The 19,007-nt window shown below is 74.2% G+C and carries 13 protein-coding genes, 1 tRNA gene and 1 pseudogene; 7 read left to right on the forward strand and 8 right to left on the reverse strand.

The genetic code is table 11. The features are described from left to right. Nucleotides 1–28 precede the first annotated feature (28 nt). Both selA and selB read left to right on the forward strand, forming a co-directional pair. Nucleotides 29–1,363, forward strand: a complete 1,335-nt coding sequence (gene selA / locus E5082_RS22815) for an L-seryl-tRNA(Sec) selenium transferase (RefSeq protein WP_135793105.1) — start codon at nucleotides 29–31, stop codon at nucleotides 1,361–1,363. Nucleotides 1,364–1,365: 2 nt separating this feature from the next. After that, nucleotides 1,366–3,120 carry a selenocysteine-specific translation elongation factor gene (selB, locus tag E5082_RS22820; protein WP_135793106.1) on the forward strand — a complete coding sequence of 585 codons (1,755 nt, stop codon included), beginning with the start codon at nucleotides 1,366–1,368 and terminating at the stop codon, nucleotides 3,118–3,120. A 14-nt stretch (nucleotides 3,121–3,134) separates the two neighbouring features. Here the strand turns inward: selB and E5082_RS22825 are convergent. Continuing rightward, a tRNA-Sec gene (locus tag E5082_RS22825) sits at nucleotides 3,135–3,230 on the reverse strand. A gap of 111 nt (nucleotides 3,231–3,341) precedes the next feature. Between E5082_RS22825 and selD the strand changes: the two genes are divergently transcribed. The 3 genes from selD to E5082_RS22840 all read left to right on the forward strand — a co-directional run bounded on the left by selD (nucleotide 3,342) and on the right by E5082_RS22840 (nucleotide 6,987). Beyond that, a complete protein-coding gene (gene selD, locus E5082_RS22830; protein WP_135793107.1) occupies nucleotides 3,342–4,388 on the forward strand; it encodes a selenide, water dikinase SelD in 1,047 nt (348 codons plus the stop codon). Nucleotides 4,389–4,529: 141 nt separating this feature from the next. Further along, a complete protein-coding gene (locus tag E5082_RS22835; protein ID WP_135793108.1) occupies nucleotides 4,530–5,876 on the forward strand; it encodes an MFS transporter in 1,347 nt (448 codons plus the stop codon). Further along, complete coding sequence (locus E5082_RS22840) at nucleotides 5,830–6,987, forward strand: anhydro-N-acetylmuramic acid kinase (RefSeq protein WP_135793109.1); 1,158 nt, start codon at nucleotides 5,830–5,832, stop codon at nucleotides 6,985–6,987. Before E5082_RS22835 ends, E5082_RS22840 begins: the two co-directional genes overlap by 47 nt. Before the next feature lie 13 nt (nucleotides 6,988–7,000). Here E5082_RS22840 and E5082_RS22845 read toward each other — a convergent pair whose 3' ends face one another. Further along, nucleotides 7,001–8,104 (reverse strand): NADH:flavin oxidoreductase/NADH oxidase, encoded by a 1,104-nt coding sequence (locus E5082_RS22845; RefSeq protein ID WP_135793110.1) that lies wholly within the window; start codon nucleotides 8,102–8,104, stop codon nucleotides 7,001–7,003. Between the two features lie 108 nt (nucleotides 8,105–8,212). After that, nucleotides 8,213–8,896, reverse strand: a pseudogene (locus E5082_RS22850) (spore photoproduct lyase family protein); the annotation flags it as partial. On the opposite strand from E5082_RS22850, the gene E5082_RS22855 reads away from it, so the two are divergent. Further along, nucleotides 8,891–9,163, forward strand: a complete 273-nt coding sequence (locus tag E5082_RS22855) for a hypothetical protein (RefSeq protein WP_135793111.1) — start codon at nucleotides 8,891–8,893, stop codon at nucleotides 9,161–9,163. The pseudogene E5082_RS22850 and the gene E5082_RS22855 sit on opposite strands and share 6 nt — an antisense overlap. Before the next feature lie 107 nt (nucleotides 9,164–9,270). Next, nucleotides 9,271–11,334 (forward strand): SpoIIE family protein phosphatase, encoded by a 2,064-nt coding sequence (locus E5082_RS22860; RefSeq protein WP_135793112.1) that lies wholly within the window; start codon nucleotides 9,271–9,273, stop codon nucleotides 11,332–11,334. Nucleotides 11,335–11,343: 9 nt separating this feature from the next. On the opposite strand, the gene E5082_RS22865 is transcribed toward E5082_RS22860, so the two are convergent. The 5 genes from E5082_RS22865 to E5082_RS22885 are packed head-to-tail and all read right to left on the reverse strand — an operon-like array spanning nucleotide 11,344 to nucleotide 18,881. Further along, a complete protein-coding gene (locus tag E5082_RS22865; RefSeq protein ID WP_135793113.1) occupies nucleotides 11,344–12,678 on the reverse strand; it encodes a nitrate/nitrite transporter in 1,335 nt (444 codons plus the stop codon). Beyond that, nucleotides 12,669–13,043, reverse strand: coding sequence for a nitrite reductase small subunit NirD (locus E5082_RS22870; RefSeq protein WP_135793114.1), 375 nt, complete (start codon nucleotides 13,041–13,043; stop codon nucleotides 12,669–12,671). The genes E5082_RS22865 and E5082_RS22870 overlap by 10 nt, the downstream gene beginning before the upstream one ends. Continuing rightward, nucleotides 13,040–15,616 (reverse strand): nitrite reductase large subunit NirB, encoded by a 2,577-nt coding sequence (gene nirB, locus E5082_RS22875; protein ID WP_135793115.1) that lies wholly within the window; start codon nucleotides 15,614–15,616, stop codon nucleotides 13,040–13,042. Before nirB ends, E5082_RS22870 begins: the two co-directional genes overlap by 4 nt. Beyond that, nucleotides 15,613–16,773, reverse strand: a complete 1,161-nt coding sequence (locus E5082_RS22880; protein WP_135793116.1) for an NAD(P)/FAD-dependent oxidoreductase — start codon at nucleotides 16,771–16,773, stop codon at nucleotides 15,613–15,615. The genes nirB and E5082_RS22880 overlap by 4 nt, the downstream gene beginning before the upstream one ends. Further along, on the reverse strand, nucleotides 16,770–18,881 hold the full coding sequence (locus E5082_RS22885) for a molybdopterin oxidoreductase family protein (RefSeq protein ID WP_135793117.1): 2,112 nt from the start codon (nucleotides 18,879–18,881) through the stop codon (nucleotides 16,770–16,772). The genes E5082_RS22880 and E5082_RS22885 overlap by 4 nt, the downstream gene beginning before the upstream one ends. Nucleotides 18,882–19,007 lie beyond the last annotated feature (126 nt).

Here is a 19,007-nt window from a genome sequence, read left to right on the forward strand (position 1 = left end):
GGCACGGCCGGAACAGGAGGGGCCCGAGATGGACCGCGAGCACGCTTCCGCCGCCCCGGCGGCGGACGAGCGGCGGCGGCTGCCGCGTACCGATGTGCTGCTGGCCGACCCCCGGCTGGACGCGGCGGCGGCGCGGCTCGGGCGACGGCTGGTCAAGGACGTGGTCGCCGGCGTGCAGGCCCAGGCGCGGAACGGCGAGGTGCCCGTCGCCGAGATCGCCGACCGTGCGGTGGCCGCGCTGCCCGCCACCGCCTCCGCGCTGCGCCCCGTCATCAACGCGACGGGCGTCCTGCTCCACACCAACCTGGGCCGCGCCGCGCTCTCCGAGGCCGCCCGGGACGCCGTACTGGCCGCCTCCGGCACCACGGACGTGGAACTCGACCTCGGCACCGGCGTGCGTGCCCGGCGTGGCCGTTCCGCCCTCGACGCGCTGCTGCGGGCCGTACCGGCCGCCGAGGCCGCGCACGTCGTCAACAACGGCGCGGCCGCACTCGTGCTGGCCGCCACCGCGCTCGCGCGGGGCCGCGAGATCATCGTCAGCCGGGGCGAGATGGTGGAGATCGGGGACGGCTTCCGCCTGCCCGACCTGCTCGTCTCCACCGGCGCCCGGCTCCGCGAGGTCGGCACCACCAACCGCACCACCCCCGCCGACTACGCCGCCGCCGTCGGCCCGGACACCGGCTGCATCCTGAAGGTCCACCCCTCCAACTTCCGTGTCACCGGCTTCACCCGGGAGGCTTCCGTCGCCGAACTCGCCCAGCTCGGCGTGCCGGTGGTCGCTGACATCGGCTCGGGGCTGCTCACCCCGGAACCGGCGCTGCCCGACGAGCCCGACGCGACGAGCCGGCTGCGCGCCGGTGCCTCCCTGGTCACCGCCAGCGGCGACAAGCTGCTCGGCGGCCCCCAGTGCGGACTGCTGCTGGGCAACGCCGACCTCGTACGGACCCTGGCCCGGCACCCGCTGGCCCGCGCCCTGCGGGTCGACAAACTGACCCTCGCCGCACTGGAGGCGACGGTACGCGGCCCGCTGCCCCCGACCGTGAGCGCGCTGCGGGCCGACCCCCGGGCCCTCCGGGAGCGCGCGGAAAGGCTCGCCGGGACGCTGTTCGCCGATGGGATCGACTGCCGGGCCGTGGACACCGAGGCGGTGGTCGGCGGGGGCGGAGCGCCGGGGGTGACGCTGCCGAGCGCCGCCGTCTCCCTGCCCGCCGCCTACGCGGCCCGGTTGCGTGGTACCGAGCCCGCCGTGATGGCCCGCGTCGAGGACGGCCGCTGCCTGCTGGACCTGCGGGCCGTACCCGAGGCCGCCGACGCCGAGCTGGCGGAGGCCGTACGCCGGGTCGCGCCGGGGACGGGGAGCTGACCGTGCACGTCATCGCCACCGCGGGCCACGTCGACCACGGCAAGTCCGCGCTGCTGCGCGCCCTGACCGGTATGGAGCCCGACCGCTGGGCCGAGGAACGGCGCCGGGGCATGACGATCGACCTCGGCTTCGTCTGGACCCGGCTGCCCGCAGCCGGGGACATCGCCTTCGTGGACGTCCCCGGACACGAACGCCTCGTCGGGAACATGCTCGCCGGGGCCGGGCCCGTCCCGGCTGTCCTGTTCGTGGTCGCCGCCGACCAGGGCTGGCAGCAGCAGTCCGAGGAGCACCTCGCCATCCTCGACGCGCTCGGCGTACGGCACGGCGTCCTCGCCGTCACCCGCAGCGACCTGGCCGACCCGGACGCGGTCCGCACGGAGGCCCTGGCCCGGATCGGGGAGTCCTCCCTCGGGAAGGTGCCGAGCGTCGACGTCAGCGCGGTGACCGGGCAGGGGCTCGACACCCTGCGCGACGCGCTGGCCCGGCTCGCCGGTGAGCTGCCGATGCCCGACCGCGAGGCGGACGTACGGCTGTGGGTGGACCGGGCGTTCACCGTGCGCGGCCATGGCACGGTCGTGACCGGCACCCTCGGCGCGGGCACCCTTCGCGTCGGTGACCGTCTCCGGCTCGCCCGCGACGGAGCTTTGTTGCGGGTGCGCGGGCTGGAGTGTCTCAAGGAGCCCCGGCAGGAGGCCGGCGCGGTGGCCAGGGTGGCCGTCAACGTCGGCGGGCCCGGCGCCGGGACACTGGGCCGGGGGGACGCCCTGCTCACGCCGGACCGCTGGCTGACCACCGACACCGTGGACGTACGGCTCCGCGGCGACCCGGCCTCCGACCTGCCCCGCGAACTCACCCTGCACGTCGGCTCGTCGGCCGTTCCGGTGACCGTCCGCCCGCTGGGAGAGGACACCGCGCGGCTGCGGCTCGGCACCTGCTTGCCGCTGCGTGTCGGAGACCGCGCGCTGCTGCGGGACCCCGGCCGGCACAGCATCCCGGCGGGCGTCACCGTCCTCGACGTCCGCCCGCCCCGGCTCACCCGGCGGGGGGCGGCCGCCGCGCGGGACGAGGAGCTGCGGGAGGCGGACGCCGCCGGGGAATTGCGCAGGCGCGGGCTGATCCGCCGTTCCGAGCTGCTCGCCATGGGCGTGACCCCGCCCGCCGAACCGGTCACCGGGGACTGGCTGGCCGACCCGGACCACTGGGCGAGACTGGGCGAGTGCCTCGGCACGGTGGTCGAGGAGCATGCCGCCCGGCACCCGCTGGACCCCGGCCTGCCCCTGGAGGCAGCCCGCCAGGCGCTCGGCCTGCCCGAACGAAGCCTCGTAGAAGCGCTGTCGGCGGAGTCGGCCGAGCTGCGGTACAGCGAAGGCCGGCTCTACGGCAGCCAGGCGGGGCCCAGCCTGCCGCCCCGGATCGCGGCGGCCGTGGAGGCCGTGCGCGCGGACCTCGCCCGACAGCCGTTCCGCGCGCCCGAGGCCGACCGGCTGGCGGAACTCGGACTGGACGCCAAGCTGCTGGCTGCCGCCGAGGCGGCCGGGGCGCTGCTGCGGATCGACCGGCACATCGTGCTGCTGCCCGGCGCGGACGCCGAGGCCGCCGCCGTCCTCGCGGAACTGGAGCAGCCCTTCACCACCAGCCAGGCCCGCCGCGCGCTGGACACCACCCGCCGGGTGGCCGTCCCGCTGCTGGAGTACCTGGACCGGCACGGCCGCACCGAGCGACTGGACGGCACGCTGCGCCGCTGCCGGGCACGGTGACGGACGAGAGGAGTTGGCGGAGACGGATGGGAATCGAACCCACCTGCCCGAGTTGCTCGGACACCTCGGTTTTGAAGACCGGGAGGGCCACCAGGCACCCTTACGCCTCCCCGCCGGCCGTCTGGGAGATGCGGCGGCCGTACGGCCATGGAACCGCCGCCTCCCCACCACAGTCAACGCGCCACACGGCACCCACCCTTCCCACGAGGACTGATACAGCCATGACGGACACGCGGACCGATGCCGGACCGGCGGGCGGACCCGAAGCCCCACGCCTCACGCAGTACGCACACGGCGGCGGCTGCGCCTGCAAGATCCCGCCCGGCGAGCTGGAGGAGATGGTCGCCGGGCTCGTCCCTCAGGGGGCGTTGGCCCACGCCCCCGGTGAGCTACTCGTCGGCCTCGACCACGGCGACGACGCGGCGGTCGTCCGGCTGCCCGGTGGCCCCGGTCTGCCCGCCGCCGTCGCCACCGCCGACTTCTTCACGCCCGTGGTCGACGACCCGTACGACTGGGGCCGGATCGCCGCCGCCAACGCCCTCTCCGACGTCTACGCCATGGGCGGCACGCCCCTCGTCGCCGTCAACCTGCTGTGCTGGCCGCGCGACGTGCTGCCGTTCGACCTCGCCCGTGAGGTGCTGCGCGGCGGCATGGACGTCGCCGCCCGGGCGGGCTGCGCGGTGGCGGGCGGGCACAGCGTGGACGACCCGGAACCGAAGTACGGCATGGCCGTCACCGGCACCGTCGACCCGGAGCGCCTGCTGCGCAACGACGCCGGACGGCCGGGAGTGCCGCTGTCGCTGACCAAACCGCTCGGCCTCGGGGTGCTCAACAACCGGCACAAGACGACCGGCGAGGTCTTCCCGCAGGCGGTCGAGACCATGGTCGCACTCAACCGGGACGCCTCGCGGGCCGCGCTCGCGGCGGGCGCGGTCTGCGCCACCGACGTCACCGGCTTCGGCCTGCTGGGCCACCTCTACAAGCTGGCCCGTGCCTCGGGCGTGAGCGCCGTCATCGAGGCGGCCGCCGTCCCGTACCTCGACGGGGCGCAGGAGGCCGCGCGGGAGGGCTACATCAGCGGCGGGACACGGCGGAACCTCGACTGGGTCGCGCCGTACACGGACTTCGGAGACACCGACGAGCTGACCCGGCTCCTCCTCGCCGACGCGCAGACCTCGGGCGGGCTGCTCGTGGCCGGGGAGGTGCCGGGGGCGCCCGTGGTGGGGGAGCTGGTGGCGGCGGGGGACTACACGGTGGTCGTGCGCTGACTCGGTCGGCCCCGTCGCCACCAGCTCAACAGGGACCCCGGGTAGGCACGGGCCCGGCCGGGCATCCATTGCCCTGACGGGTGGCCGGTGGTGCGGGCGGGTGCCGGGCGCGAGGGAGTGACGACGGACGAGGGCGTTGCCATGGAGAGGGAGCACGAGGAGCGGACGGACGCCGGCCGCAGGCCGTCCGTGCGGGCGCTGGTCGCCGGGTCGGTGGGCAACTTCATCGAGTGGTACGAGTTCGGGGTCTACGGCTACTTCGCCACGGTGATCGCGGAGCGCTTCTTCACCCCGGCCGGCGGCGGCACGGTCGAGGGCCTGGTCAAGACGTACGCCTCCTTCGCGCTGGCCTTCTTCTTCCGCCCGGTCGGCGCCGCCCTGTTCGGCCGGCTCGGGGACCGGATCGGGCGGCGGCCGGTGCTGATCCTGGTGATCTCGCTGATGACGGTGACGACGGCACTGATCGGCGCGCTGCCGGCCTACGCCACGGCCGGCGCCCTGGCACCCTGGCTGCTGACCCTGCTCCGGGTGCTGCAAGGGCTCTCCGCGGGAGGGGAGTTCGGGGGCGCGGTCGCCGTGATGACCGAGTTCGCGCCGCCGGGCAGGCGGGGGCTGTACGGGGCGTGGCAGTCGTTCACCGTGGCGCTCGGGCTGCTGGGCGGGGCGGGGGTCGCGGCGGTGCTGGCGAGCCTGCTGAGCGAGGACCAACTGAGCGCGTGGGGCTGGCGGTTGCCGTTCCTGCTGGCGCTGCCGATGGGGCTGGGCGCGCTCTGGCTGCGGTTGCGGCTGGACGAGACGCCGACCTTCCGGGAACAGGAGCCCGCCGAGACCCTGCCCGCGCGGGACGTGGCATGGGCCATCGTGCTGGGTGCCGGAAGGGTGATGGGCTGGGCGGCGGCCGGGTACGCCTTCCTCGTCGTGCTGCCCTCGTACCTCCAGACGGCCCTGCACGCGACCTTCCGCGAGGCGCTCACCGCGACCGTGCTGGCCAACCTCGGGTTCGCCGCCACGATCATCCCGGCCGGCCTGTTGAGCGACCGGGTCGGACGCCGGCCGGTGATGCTGACGGGGGCGGGCCTGGTCGTGGTGCTGGCGGTGCCCCTGCTCGACCTCCTGCAGAGCCCCGGCACTTCGACCTCGCTCAAGGGGCCGGCCGTGCTGCTCGCCGGCGCGATCGTGGGCCTGATGGCCGGACCGGGCCCCGCCCTGCTCGCCGAGATGTTCCCCACGCGGGTGCGCTGCACGGGGCTCGGACTCGCCTACGCCCTGTCCAATGCCGTGTTCTCGGGCTGCGCCGGGCTCATCATCACGGAGGCGGTGAAGCGGACAGGGAACGTGGACGTACCCGCCTACTACGCGGCGGCGGCCTGCGCGGTGAGCATGCTCGCCCTCTTCAAGAAGACCGCGTTCAACGGCATCGCGGGAAAGGCGGGTGGGACGGATGCTGGCGATCGGCCTGATGTCGGGAACGTCGTACGACGGCATTGACGCGGCGGCCGCCGAGTTGCGCCTCGCGGGGGACACGCTCCACCTGAAGCCGCTCGGGATGGTGAGCGAGCCGTACGATCCCGGCCTGCGGGAGCTGCTCGCCGGTGCGCTGCCCCCGGCGGCGGTCCCGCTGGCGGACGTGTGCCGCCTGGACACCCGGATCGGTCAGGCGTTCGCGGCGGCGGCCGCTCGGGCCGACTCCGAACTGTGCGGTGACGCAGCGGAGTTGATCGCCTCGCACGGGCAGACGGTCTACCACTGGGTGGACGGCGACCGGGTGCACGGAACCCTTCAGCTCGGGCAGCCCGCCTGGATCGCCGAGGCGACCGGGCTGCCCGTGGTCGCCGACTTCCGGCCCCGTGACGTGGCCGCGGGCGGTCAGGGCGCGCCGCTGGTCAGCCTCGTGGATCTGCTGTGGCTGCGGGGCAGGCCGGGGACGCCGGTCGCGCTGAACATCGGCGGCATCGCCAACCTCACCGCGCCGGACGGGACGGCCTTCGACACCGGACCCGGATGCGCTCTGGTGGACGCGGCGGCGCGGGAGGCCAGCGGGGGCCGGCTGGCGTACGACGCCGACGGCGCGCTGGCCGCCCGGGGGCGGGTGCACGAGCCGCTGCTGGAGCGGCTGTCGGCCGACCCGTACTACGCGCGCCCCGCGCCGAAGACGACGGGCAAGGAGCTGTTCCACCCCGGATATCTGCGGGCCCGGGCTGCCGACTCGCCGGCCGACGTCTCCGCCGAGGACGTCCTCGCCACCCTCACCGAACTGACCGCCCGCACGATCGCGGACGCCGTACGGTCGGTGTCCGCCACCGAGGTCATCGCCTCCGGCGGCGGCACCCGGAACCCCACGCTCATGCGGGCCCTCGCCGCCGCGCTCCCCGGCATCCCGGTGCGCGTCTCCGACGACCTGGGCCTCCCCTCGGCCGCCAAGGAGGCGTACGCCTTCGCCGTCCTGGGCTTCCTCACCCTGCACGGCCTCGCCGGAACGGACCCCGTCAGCACGGGCGCCCGCCATCCGAGCATCCTGGGCTCGCTGACCCCCGGCCGCGACGGGCTGAGACTGCCCGCGCGGCCGGAACAGGCGCCCGTCCGGCTGGAGTTGGAGTGACCTGGGAACCCGGTCAGTACGCCCGGTGGTACGGCTGCGGGACGTACGGCTCGTCACCGAGCTCACGGGCGGCGTGCAGCGCGAAGTAGGGGTCGCGGAGCAGCTCACGGCCGAGCATGACGGCGTCGGCCTGGCCGTCGGCGACGATCTTCTCGGCCTGGCGCGCCTCCGTGATGAGCCCCACCGCGGCGACCGGCAGGCCGGTCTCACGGCGCACCCGCTCGGCGAAGGGCACCTGGTAACCGGGGCCGGTCTCGATGCGGGCGCGGGGCGCGATGCCGCCGGAGGACACGTCGATCAGGTCGATGCCCCGGTGGCCGAGGTCGGCGGCGAGCCGGACGGTGTCGTCCACGGTCCAGCCCGTACGGTCGTCGCTCTCGTCCTCGGTGAGCCAGTCCGTGGCCGAGACCCGGAAGAACACGGGGAGTTCGTCCGGCCACACCTCGCGGACCGCCTCCGCCACCCGCAGCGCGAACCGGGCCCGCCCCTCGTAGGAGCCGCCGTAGGCGTCGGTGCGGTGGTTGGCGTACGGGGAGAGGAACTGGTGGACGAGGTAGCCGTGGGCACCGTGGATCTCGGCGACCTCGAAGCCCGCCGCGAGCGCACGCCGGGCGGTGGCGGCGAACTCCTCGACGATCGTGTCGATCTGGGCGGTGGTCAGCTCGGCCGGGGTGGTGTACCCGTCGTCGAAGGGGAGCGCGCCGGCGGACACGGGCCGCCAGCCGTAGCCGTCACCGGGGGCGATCGGGGCGCCCCGGTCCACCCAGGTCCGCTCGGTGGACGCCTTGCGGCCGGCGTGCGCGATCTGGATGCCGGGAACGGTGCCCTGGGACTTGAGGAAGCGGGTGATACGGGCGAACGCGGCCTGCTGGGTGTCGTTCCACAGCCCCAGGTCGTACGGGCTGATGCGGCCCTCCGGACTGACGGCGGTGGCCTCGGTGAGGATCAGGCCGGTGCCGCCCGCCGCGCGTGCCGCGAGGTGCTGGAAGTGCCAGTCGTTCGGCGCGCCGGTCTCCGGGCCCTCGGGTGCGGCCGAGTACTGGCACATCGGCGCCATCCACAGACGGTTCCGCACGGTCAGCGAACGGAGGGACAGCGGTTCGAACAGGACGCTCACGCGGGGCTCCCATGGGTCGTGGGTCGGCATGGCGGCCCGCCGTGCCGGACGCGGGCCGACTCGGGTAACACCGTGCAGGGACCATGGATTCCCTGACACCGATTCAACTCAGAAGGCGTACCGCACCCGCAGCCAGGGCGCGTGCGCCGCGACCAGCTCGGTCACCCGCCGCACGCCCTCGCGTTTGACGTCGTTGCGGTACCGCACGTTCAGCGCCCCGTTCTCCGAGCGCTTGGCCTGCTGGATCTCCGGACGCCACAGCACGTCCTCGGCGCGCGGGTGCCAGCGCAGGTTCACGTCGTGGAGCCGGCGGTTGTGCGTCAGCATGATGACCTCGGCCGCCGCCTGCGCCTTCACCCGCGCGGGCAGTACGTCGTCGAGGTGGCGCAGCAGCTCCGCCCAGTCCTCCTCCCAGCCGGGGCGCAGGACGACGGGGGAGAGATTGAAGTGCACCTCGTAGCCCGCGTCAAGGAAGTCCCCGGCGGCGGCGATCCGTTCGGCCACCGGGCTGGTCCGCACGTCCAGCAGCCGGGAGTCGCCGGGCGGCATCACCGAGAAGCGGATCCGGGTGGAGCCGCGCGGGTCCAGGGTGAGCAGGTCCCGGTTGACGTACTTGGTGGCGAAGGAGGCCATCGCGGTGGGCCACTGCCGGAAGGCCGCGACGAGGTCGGCGGGGTTGTCGCTGATCAGCGCGTCCACCGAGCAGTCGCCGTTCTCCCCGGTGTCGTACACCCAGCGTTCCTCGTCGCACTGCGTGGGCTCCTGCTTCGGGCCGAGGGAGGTGATGTGCCGGTCGAGGGCGTCGACGACGCGGCCCGCGTGCGCAGCAGGGGAGCGCGGGGGGCGTCGATCCTGTTCGCCCTCGTCCCGGCGGTCTCCGTGCTCGCGGCCCGGGGCCTGCAGGGCGCGCCCCTCGACGGGACCACGGCCGTCGGCCTCGCCTGTGGCGCACTGGCCCGCGTCGCCCAGGGCCGGTCGACGCGACCCACGTCCGGCACGCCGGACCGGAGCGGGCGGGGCACCGGCCGAGCGGTCACCGTGGCGGAACGAGTGCGCTGAAAGGCGATGCCGGTCACCGCGCCCCGGCTCCGTCCGCTTGCCGGTCGAGTTGCTGGGCCCCGTCGATGCGAGAAGGTGAGGAGGTACGACCGGGAAGGGAGCCTGCGGTGGCGAGCGATCCCCTCGATGATGCCGCGGTGCTGAACGCGCTGTTCGGCAACTCTCCCCAAGGGCTGTTCGTCTTCGACACCGAGCGGAAGGTCAAGCGCTACAACCCGTCCGGACGAGGGGTGCGGAAGCTTGACGCCGAGGACGTGGTCGGGCATGACGTCGAGGATTTCGCACCCGGTCTGGACGCGGCCGAGCTGAGGTCCCTGATGGACGAGGTGCTGGCCAGTGGCGTGCCGCTGCGGCGCGTGCTGCTCCGGGGGAAGTCGCCGTCCGACCCGGACCGGACGCTCACGGTGGAGGTCTCCCTCTTCCCGTTGCCCGACTCCGGCAGCGGCCCTTCCGGCCTGGTGGCCGTGGTCGAGGACGTGACCGAGAGGCAGGCCGCGGCCGACCGGCTCGCCGTCCTGAGCAGAGTGCGCTCGACCGTCGGTTCCACGCTGGACGTGCGGACCACGGCCGACGAGCTGGTGCGGGGCCTGGTCCCGGCGTTCGCCGACGGGGCGAGCGTCGACCTGCTGGACGACGGCCTCACGTCCGGCCCCCTGTCGTCCGGGGTGCCGCTGCGCCGGATCTCCTTCGCCCCCGCGGACGCCGTCACCGCCCGGAAGGAGGGGGACAGCCGTCCCTTCCCCTACCCCACGCCGTACACGCAGGCCCTCAACGACACCGAGGCCCGGATCGTGGCGGTGACGCCGGACGCGCCGTGGCTGGCAGCCGACCCGGACATGTTCGAGCCGCTGCTCAAGGCGAACGTGCGCTCCATGATCGTCGTACCGCTCAGGGTGCGGGACACCGTGCTCGGCCTGCTCACCCTGTACCGGCACCGGACCGACCCCTTCGAGGAGGCAGACCTCGACGTGGCCCGGCAGGCGGCCGCCACCGCCGCCGCCCACCTGGACAACGCGCGCAGCTACCGCCGCGAGCACATGGTGGCCTCCACCTTGCAGCGCAAGCTCCAGCCCAGCACCACTCCGCGCCTGTCGGCGGTGGAGACCGCCCACATGTATCTGCCCGAGAGCGCGGGCGGCGACTGGTACGACGTCATCCCCCTCTCCGGGGCGCGCGTCGCCCTCGTCGTCGGCGATGTCGCCGGGCACGGCATCGAGGCGGCGGCCACGATGGGCCAGCTCCGTATCGCCCTGCGCACCCTCGCGCTCAACGACCTGGAGACCGACGAGCTGCTGACCCACCTGGATGAGGTCGCCTCACAGCTCGCCGAACCCTCGGACGCCTATGTGGCGACCTGCGCCATCACCGTCTACAACCCCGTCTCCCGCCGCTGCGCCATGGTGCGGGCGGGACACCCGGCCCCGGTGATCGTCGACCCCGCCGGCTCGCCGGTCCAGGTGGACGTACCGCTCGGGCCACCGCTGGGCGCGGGCGGCGGACGGGTCTTCAGCCCGGCCCTGATCGACCTGCCCGCCGGGACCCTGATCGCCCACTACACCAACGGCCTCCTCGGCGCCCACGCCCACGACCCGGCCGCCGCCCGGCGCAGGCTCGCCCAGACACTCGCCTCGCCCGCGCGGCCCCTGCGGGAACTGAGCGACGACGCCGTGTACCGCATGGCGCCCTCCCGCGACGACGACGCCGTCCTCCTGCTCGCCCGCACCCACACCCTGGCCAAGGAGAACGTCGCGGACTGGACGCTGCCCGCCGAGCCGTCCGTGGTGAGCACGGCACGGCGGCTCGTGGACCAGCAGCTCGCCGTCTGGCACCTGGAGGGGGCGGCCTACACCACGGGGCTGATCGTCAGCGAACTTGTCACCAACGCCATCCGCTACGGCGCCGGGCCCATCCAACTGCGCCTCATCCACGACAGCGGCCGGCTGCTGACCGAGGTCACCGACGCCAACAGCACCAGCCCCCACCTGCGCCACGCCCGTGACAGCGACGAGGGCGGGCGTGGCCTGTACATCGTCATGTGCCTCAGCACCCACTGGGGCGTCCGGCACAGCCAGCAGGACAAGACGATCTGGTCCGAGCAGCGGCTCGGCGGGGAACCGGACGCGGCCGGGTTCGGGGCGTTCGACATGGCGGAGGTGGAGGAGCTCTCCTGAGCGTCCCTGTCAGGCCGGCCGGCGCACGTACGCCGTCCAGGTCACGCCCGCGCACACCACGTACGCGGCGACGAACGCGACGTACGCCCCGTCGCCGTTCCCGACCGCGAGGAACGACTCGCGGAAGGCGATGTTGACCAGCACCCCGCCGAAGGCGCCGACCGCGCCCGCGAAGCCGATCAACGCCGAGGCGCGGGCCTCGCCGTCGGGGGTGGTGCGGCACAGGGTCGGGATCATCTTGTAGGTCGAGCCGTTGCCCAGGCCGCTGAGGACGAACAGCACGGTGAACGCGGTCACGAACAGCGGGAGGGAGTGGGCGCGGGAGGCGGCCAGCGCCAGCAGTGCGCCGCCCGCCATCGCGGCGAAGACCGCCAGGCTCACCCGTGCCCCGCCGAACCGGTCGGCGAGCCGGCCACCCACCGGGCGCACGAGCGAACCGAGCAGCGGGCCCAGGAAGGTCAGGTACGCGGCGCTGACCGGAGTGGCGAACTCGTCCGCGAACTGCACCTGGAGCACCTGCCCGAAGGCGAACGAGAAGCCGATGAACGAGCCGAACGTGCCCACGTACAACAGCGAGATCAGCCAGGTGTGCCGCCACCCGAGCAGCACCCCCCACCGGCCGGGCGGCCGGGGCACGCGCAGGTCGTCCATCCGCAGGTAGGCGCACACGGCGGCGGCGACGACGAGCGGTACGTAGAGCAGTACCAGCAGCCGGGGATGCGCGGCGCCGACCGTGGCGAGGACCGCGAGGCCCGCCAACTGCACCGCCGGGACACCGAGGTTGCCGCCGCCCGCGTTGACGCCGAGGGCCCAGCCCTTGAGAGCCTGCGGGTAGTACGCGTTGATGTTCGCCATCGAGGAGGCGAAGTTGCCGCCGCCGACCCCGGCCAGGCAGGCGGTCAGCAGCAGGGTGCCGTACGGGGTGCCGGGCTCCAGGACCACGGCGGTCGCCACGGTGGGGACGAGCAGGAGCAGAGCGCTGACCACCGTCCAGGTACGGCCGCCGAAGACGGCGACGGCACGGGCGTACGGCACCCGCAGCAGCGCGCCGAGCGCGGTGGGCAGTGCGGTCAGCAGGAACTTGCCGGCCGGGTCGACGCCGTACTCCGGGCCGAGGAACAGTACGAGGACGGACCACAGGCTCCAGACCGAGAAGCCGACGTGCTCGGCGACGACGGACCACAGCAGGTTGCGGCGGGCGATCCCGGCGCCGCCCGCCTGCCAGAAGGCGGGGTCCTCGGGGTGCCAGTCGGTGAGTTCGCGGCGACGGCCGGGGAGCAGCCGGCGCAGGGCCGGGGCGGCTTCCCGGACGTCGGGGGAACCGGTGGGGTGGGTCACGGGCATGCGGGGCCGCCTTCCGGGGGAGTGGTGCGCACCGGCCACACGGGCAGCCGGGCGGGCGTGCCGTCGGGGGCGGTGGGCTCGTCGAGACAGGTGCCGGTGCTCAGGTCGAAGACCTGCTTGTACATCGGCGAGGCGACGACGCGTGTGGCGCCCCGGCTGCCGAGCAGGCCGCGGGAGATGACCTGGGCGCCGCTGAACGGATCACGGTTGCCCACGGCGTGCAGAGCGCCCTCCCGGTCGCGGAAGAGGGCGACCTGCTCCTCGCCGAGCAGTACGGCCACGCCCCGGCCGGGGACGAGGTCGGCGTATCTCAGGACGGGCACCCAGCGGGCGCCGTGCCGGACCTCGACCAGGATGTCCGTCATCGGCCGGCCCCCTGGGCCGGGACGAGGACCAGCTCCCGCAGCGGACGCCCGTTCTCGCCGGGCCGGGCGGGGCGTATCTGGTCGCGCTCGGGGACGAAGGTGACCGTGGGGTCGGGTACGTCCGGGGCGTTGGCGAAGGAGGTGAAGCGGCGCAGCCGGTCGGGGTCGTCCAGGACGGCGGCCCACTCGTCCGCGTAGCCGGAGACATGGCGGGCCATCTGGGCGTCGAGGTCGGCCGCGATGCCCAGCGCGTCCTCCAGCACGACCGCCCGCAGATGGTCCAGGCCGCCTTCGAGGCGCTCCAGCCAGGGCGCGGTGCGTTCCAGCCGGTCGGCGGTGCGGATGTAGAACATCAGGAACCGGTCGATGGTGCGGATGAGGGTCGCCTTGTCCAGGTCGGTGGCGAGCAGGTCGGCGTGGCGCGGGGTGGTGCCGCCGTTGCCGCCGACGTAGAGGTTCCAGCCGGCGGAGGTGGCGATGATCCCGAAGTCCTTGGACCGGGCCTCCGCGCACTCGCGGGCGCACCCGGAGACGGCGGACTTCAGTTTGTGCGGGGCTCGCAGCCCCCGGTAGCGCAGTTCCAGCTCGATGGCGAGCGAGGTGGAGTCCTGCACGCCGTACCGGCACCAGGTCTGCCCGACGCAGGACTTCACGGTGCGCAGCGACTTGCCGTAGGCGTGCCCGGACTCGAAGCCGGCGTCGACCAGGCGGCGCCAGACGGCGGGGAGCTGGTCGACCCGGGCTCCGAAGAGATCGATGCGCTGGCCTCCGGTGATCTTGGTGTAGAGGCCGAAGTCGCGGGCCACCTCACCGATGACGATGAGCTTCTCCGGGGTGATCTCGCCGCCGGGGACGCGCGGAACGACCGAATAGGAGCCGTTGCGCTGGAGGTTGGCGAGGTGGTGGTCGTTGGTGTCCTGGAGGGCCGCCTGTTCGCCGTCCAGGACATGGCCGTTGCCGAGGCTCGCCAGGATGGAGGCGACCACGGGCTTGCAGACGTCACAGCCGTCACCGGTGCCGTGGCTGTCGACGAGCGTGGTGAAGTCGGTGATGCCCCGGACGCGGACGATCTCGTACAGCTCGGCGCGGGTGTGGGCGAAGTGCTCACACAGGTCGCGGGAGACCTCGGTGCCGGAGGCGGCGAGTTCGTCCCGGACCACGGTGGAGAGGGTTTTGAGACAACTGCCGCATCCGGTACCGGCCTTGGTGCACTTCTTGACCTCAGCGATGCCGGTGAGCCCCTGTTCCCGTACGGCGGCGCGGACGGCGCCGCCGGTGACGTTGTGGCAGGAGCAGAGCACCGCCTTGTCGGGCAGCCGTGGTGTGACGTCGCCACCTTGGGCGGCGGGCAGTACCAACTGCTCCGGCGGTACGGTCAGCGGCTGTCCGGCGAGTGCGAGGGGGCGGAGTACGCCGTACGCCTCGGTGTCGCCCACCAGGACACCGCCCAGGAGGGAGCCGTCGGTACCGATGACGAGCTTCTTGTAGACGCCGGAGCGGCTGTCGGTGAAGGTGACGTCGAGCGCTCCCTCGGCGGTGCCGTGCGGGTCGCCGAAGCTGGCCACGTCGACGCCGAGCAGCTTGAGCTTGGTGGAGAGGTCGGCGCCTGTGAACTCCGCTTCCCCCCGGCACAGTCGGCGGGCCGCGGTCTCGGCCATCGCATAGCCGGGAGCGACCAGGCCGTACACCCGGCCGTCCGCCGCCTGGGCGCATTCTCCGATGGCCCACACACGCGGGTCGGCGGTACGGCAGGCGGTGTCGACGGTGATGCCGCCGCGCTCGCCCACGGGCAGGCCGCAGTCGCGGGCCAGTTGATCACGGGCGCGGACCCCGGCCGAGAACACCACGAGATCCGCGGGGAGTTCGGTGCCGTCCGACAGCCGCGCCGCGCGGACACGTCCGTCGGGGCCCGCCTCTACCGCGGAGGTGCCCGCGCCGGTGTGCACGCGCACGCCCAGCTCCTCGATCTTGCGGCGCAGTACCGCCCCACCGCCCTCGTCCACCTGGAGGGCCATCAGCCGCGGGGCGAACTCCACCACGTGCGTGTCCAGTCCGAGGGCGCGCAGGGCACCCGCCGCCTCCAGGCCGAGCAGTCCGCCGCCGACGACGATCCCGGTACGGGCCTGTGCCGCTTCCGCCCGGATGGCGCGGACGTCTTCGAGCGTGCGGTACACATGGCAGCCGGGGGTGTCGTGGCCGGGCACGGGCGGCACGAAGGGGTACGAGCCGGTGGCCAGGACCAGCGCGTCGTAGCGCAGGACGCGGCCGGAGGCGCTGGTGACGGTGCGGGTGTTGCGATCGACGGCGGTCGCGGGGTCACCGAGGTGGAGGGCGATGCCGTGCCGTTCCATGAACTTGTCGGACACCAGGCTCAGTTCCTCGGCGGTGGTGCCGGAGAACCAGCTCGTCAGGTGGACGCGGTCGTAGGCGGGCCGGGGCTCCTCCGCGAGGACGGTGACATGCCAGGCACCGGCGCCGGGCTGCTCGTACAGCGCCTCCAGGAAGCGCTGGCCGACCATGCCGTGGCCGACGAGCACCAGCTCCTTCGGGGGCCGGGTGGTGGGGGCGGTCATGGGCGGGACTCCTCGGGCACTCGGACGGACAGCGGGGCGGTGAGCAGGGACAACGGGTCGGGGCCGACGGGCCGGCCGGTGAGATAGGCACGCGTGAGGGTGCCCGCGGTGGCGAGATCGCCGACGAGGATGGCGCCGACGATCCGGTCCCCGCGCAGCACGAGCTTCTTGTAGGCCCCCCGGGTGGCGTCCCCGATGCGCAGCACGTCGGCGCCCTCCTCGGCCGCGTCACCGCACGCCCCGAACGCGGCGTACTCCACGGGGCCCGCGGTGAGCCGGGTCATGGGCCGGGAGCCGGTGTAGCGCGCCCTGGGGTCGGCGCCGGAGAGGCGGGCGGCGAGCACGTCGGCCTGCTCCCAGGCGGTCGTGGCCAGGGCGTACGGCGCGGTGCGGTGCTCGGCGCAGTCCCCGATGGCGTAGGTGTGCGGAGCGCAGGCGAGGGTGTCGTCGACGAGGATGCCGTGCCGTACGGGCAGTCCGGCCGCGCGGGCGAGGGCGGTGCGGGGGCGGACTCCGCAGGTGGCGACGACGAGGTCGGCGCTCGTCGGTGTGACGCCGCCGCCCGGCGGGGAGGCGAGGTGGACGGTGACGCCGAGGCGGGCCAGTGTGGTGTGCAGGGCGTTGCCGGCCTGGCTGTCGAGGTGGCGGTCGACCAGGTGGGGGCCCTGGTGAACGAGGTTCACAGGCAGACCTCGGGCGGCGAGGGCGCGGGCTGTGCCGACGCCCAGCACGCCGCCGCCGATCACCATGGCCTTCTCGGCGGTGTCGGCGTGCCGGGAGATACGGGCGACATCGGCGAGGGAGCGCAGCGTGTGCGCACCTTCCGCGCATGCCCGTACGGGCTCGGCACCCGTGGCCAGGACCAGTTCGTCATACGTGTCGCGGCTTCCGTCGGCGAGCGTGAGCACCCGGCCCCGGACGTCGACGGCCACCACCTCGGTCCCGGTACGCACGCGCGCGTCCCCGGTCGGCAGAGCCGGCGCGCCGGTCCGGTACCGCCCGGCGAGGACATCGGCCAGGAGCGCCCTGTTGTACGGCGGTTCCGGCTCGGCCCCGTACAGGACCGTCTCCGTACGTCCGGCGTGAGCCTGGAGCTGCTGGGCCAGGCGTGCGGCGGCCATTCCGGCGCCGACCACGGCGATGCGACGGGACCTCACGCGCCGACCGCCACCGGCTCGGCGGGTGCGCAGACCCGGGGGAGCACCGCCTTCTCCACCCGCACCGCGCACACCTTGAACTCCGGCATCCGGGAGACCGGGTCGAGCGCCGGGTTGGTGAGCAGGTTCGCGCGTCCCCCGCCGGGCCAGTGGAACGGCATGAACACCGTGTCCGGCCGGATGGCCGCGGTGAGGCGGGCCGGGGCGGTGACGGTGCCCCGGCGACTGGTGACCGTAAGCAACTCGTTCTCCCGAGTGCCCAGTTGAGCGGCCAGATCGGGATGCAGCTCCACGTACGGACCGGGCGCGGCGGCGGTCAGCTCCGGCACCCGGCGGGTCTGCGCGCCGCTCTGGTAGTGGGCGACGGTCCGTCCCGTGGTCAGGTACAGCGGATACGCGTCGTCGGGCTCCTCGGCGGCGGGCCGGTGGGAAGGCGCGGTGAAGCGGGCGCGGCCGTCGGGGTGGGCGAAACGCTCCAGGAAGAGGCGCAGGGTGCCGGGGTGCCCGGGGGAGGGGCAGGGCCAGAAGACGCCGTCCTCGGCCGCGATCCGGTCGTAGGAAATACCGGAGTAGTCGGCGGGCGCCCCGGCGGTGGCCCGGCGCAGCTCGGCGAATACCTCCTCGGGGGCCTGGGGGAACCCCGTCAGGTGGCCCAGCCGCCGGGCCAGCTCGTGCAGTACGGCCAGGTCGCTGCGGACCCCGGCCGGCGGGGTGACGGCGGCACGGCGGAGCAGGACGCGGCCCTCCAGGTTGGTGAGGGTGCCGGTCTCCTCGGCCCACTGGGTCACGGGCAGGACCACGTCGGCCAGCAGGGCCGTCTCGGACAGCACCACGTCGCACACCGCGAGGTGGTCCAGCGCGGTCAGCCGCCGGGTGATGCGGGCGGCGTCCGGCGCGGAGACGACCGGGTTGGACCCCATGACCAGCAGGGTGCGGACCCCGCCGGGCCGGCCGAGGGAGTCCAGCAGCTCGTACGCCGACGACCCGGAGTGCGGCAGGGCGCCGGGGTCCACGCCCCAGAGGGCCGCGATGTGTGCCCGCGCTTCGGGGTCCTCCAGCGAGCGGTAGCCGGGGAGCTGGTCCGCCTTCTGCCCGTGCTCGCGGCCGCCCTGGCCGTTGCCCTGCCCGGTGAGGCACCCGTAGCCGCTCAGCGGGCGTCCGGCCCGGCCGGTGGCCAGGCACAGGTCGATCCAGGCGCCGACGGTCGCGGTTCCCTTGCTCTGCTGCTCGGGCCCGCGCGCGGTGAGCACCATGGCGTGCGGGGTGCGGGTGAACAGGGCCATCGCTTGCCGGAGTCGGGCCACGGGGACACCGGTCAGCGCCTCCACCCGCTCGGGCCAGTGGGCCATGGCGGCGGCGCGGGCGTCGGCCCAGCCGGTCGTGCGGTTCGCGATGAACTCCTCGTCCAGCTGGTCCTCGGCGACGGCGAGATGGAGCAGCCCGAGCGCCAGGGCCAGGTCGGTGCCGGGGAGGGGCTGGAGGTGGAGGTCGGCCAGTTCGGCGGTACGGGTCCGGCGCGGGTCGACGACGACCAAAGTGCCACCGTTCTCGCGTAGTTCGCGCAGGTGACGCACGGCGGGCGGCATCGTCTCGGCCGGGTTGGCGCCGACCAGGATCAGGCAGCCGGTTCGGGCCACGTCCGCGAGCGGGAAGGGCAGACCCCGGTCCAGGCCGAAGGCGGCACGGGAGGCGGCGGCAGCCGAGGACATGCAGAAGCGGCCGTTGTAGTCGATCGAGCGGGTGCGCAGCGCGACACGGGCGAACTTGCCGAGCAGGTACGCCTTTTCATTGGTCAGGCCGCCACCGCCGAACACCCCCACCGCGTCCGGCCCGTGAGCCGCAGCAGTGGCCTTCATCGCCCCGGCGACCCGGTCCAGCGCCTCTTCCCACGACGCCTCGCGCAGCCCGTCCGCGTCCCGCACCAGGGGCGCGGTCAGTCGTACGCCGGGTGCCAGCAACGCGGCCGCAGTCTGCCCCTTCCCGCACAACGCGCCCCGGTTCACCGGGAATTCGTCGCGTCCGGTGACCTCGGGCACCTCTCCGGCGGGCCCCGGGGTCAGGCGCATGCCGCACTGGAGGGAGCAGTAGGGGCAGTGGGTGTCGGTCATGGCAACGAGGCTGGCCCGCCGCCGTTTCCACCGAAGCTCGGCCGCGTTGCCCGTGCGGTACGGAACGCGCACAGGCCCGGCGGAGCGGTGTGCGGGAGAGGACATCTTCCGTAACACGGACGCCCG

The sequence above is a fragment of the Streptomyces griseoluteus genome, from assembly GCF_004784465.1.
In the GTDB taxonomy this organism is placed as follows: Bacteria; Actinomycetota; Actinomycetes; order Streptomycetales; family Streptomycetaceae; genus Streptomyces; species Streptomyces griseoluteus.

Bases quoted from the DNA above. Each gene is read 5' to 3' on its own strand.
- E5082_RS22840 (WP_135793109.1), top strand. From the start codon at position 5,830: ATGCTGGCGATCGGCCTGATGTCGGGAACGTCGTACGACGGCATTGAC.
- E5082_RS22885 (WP_135793117.1), bottom strand. From the start codon at position 18,881: ATGACCGACACCCACTGCCCCTACTGCTCCCTCCAGTGCGGCATGCGC.
- nirB (WP_135793115.1), bottom strand. From the start codon at position 15,616: ATGACCGCCCCCACCACCCGGCCCCCGAAGGAGCTGGTGCTCGTCGGC.
- E5082_RS22870 (WP_135793114.1), bottom strand. From the start codon at position 13,043: ATGACGGACATCCTGGTCGAGGTCCGGCACGGCGCCCGCTGGGTGCCC.
- E5082_RS22865 (WP_135793113.1), bottom strand. From the start codon at position 12,678: ATGCCCGTGACCCACCCCACCGGTTCCCCCGACGTCCGGGAAGCCGCC.
- E5082_RS22835 (WP_135793108.1), top strand. From the start codon at position 4,530: ATGGAGAGGGAGCACGAGGAGCGGACGGACGCCGGCCGCAGGCCGTCC.
- selA (WP_135793105.1), top strand. From the start codon at position 29: ATGGACCGCGAGCACGCTTCCGCCGCCCCGGCGGCGGACGAGCGGCGG.
- selD (WP_135793107.1), top strand. From the start codon at position 3,342: ATGACGGACACGCGGACCGATGCCGGACCGGCGGGCGGACCCGAAGCC.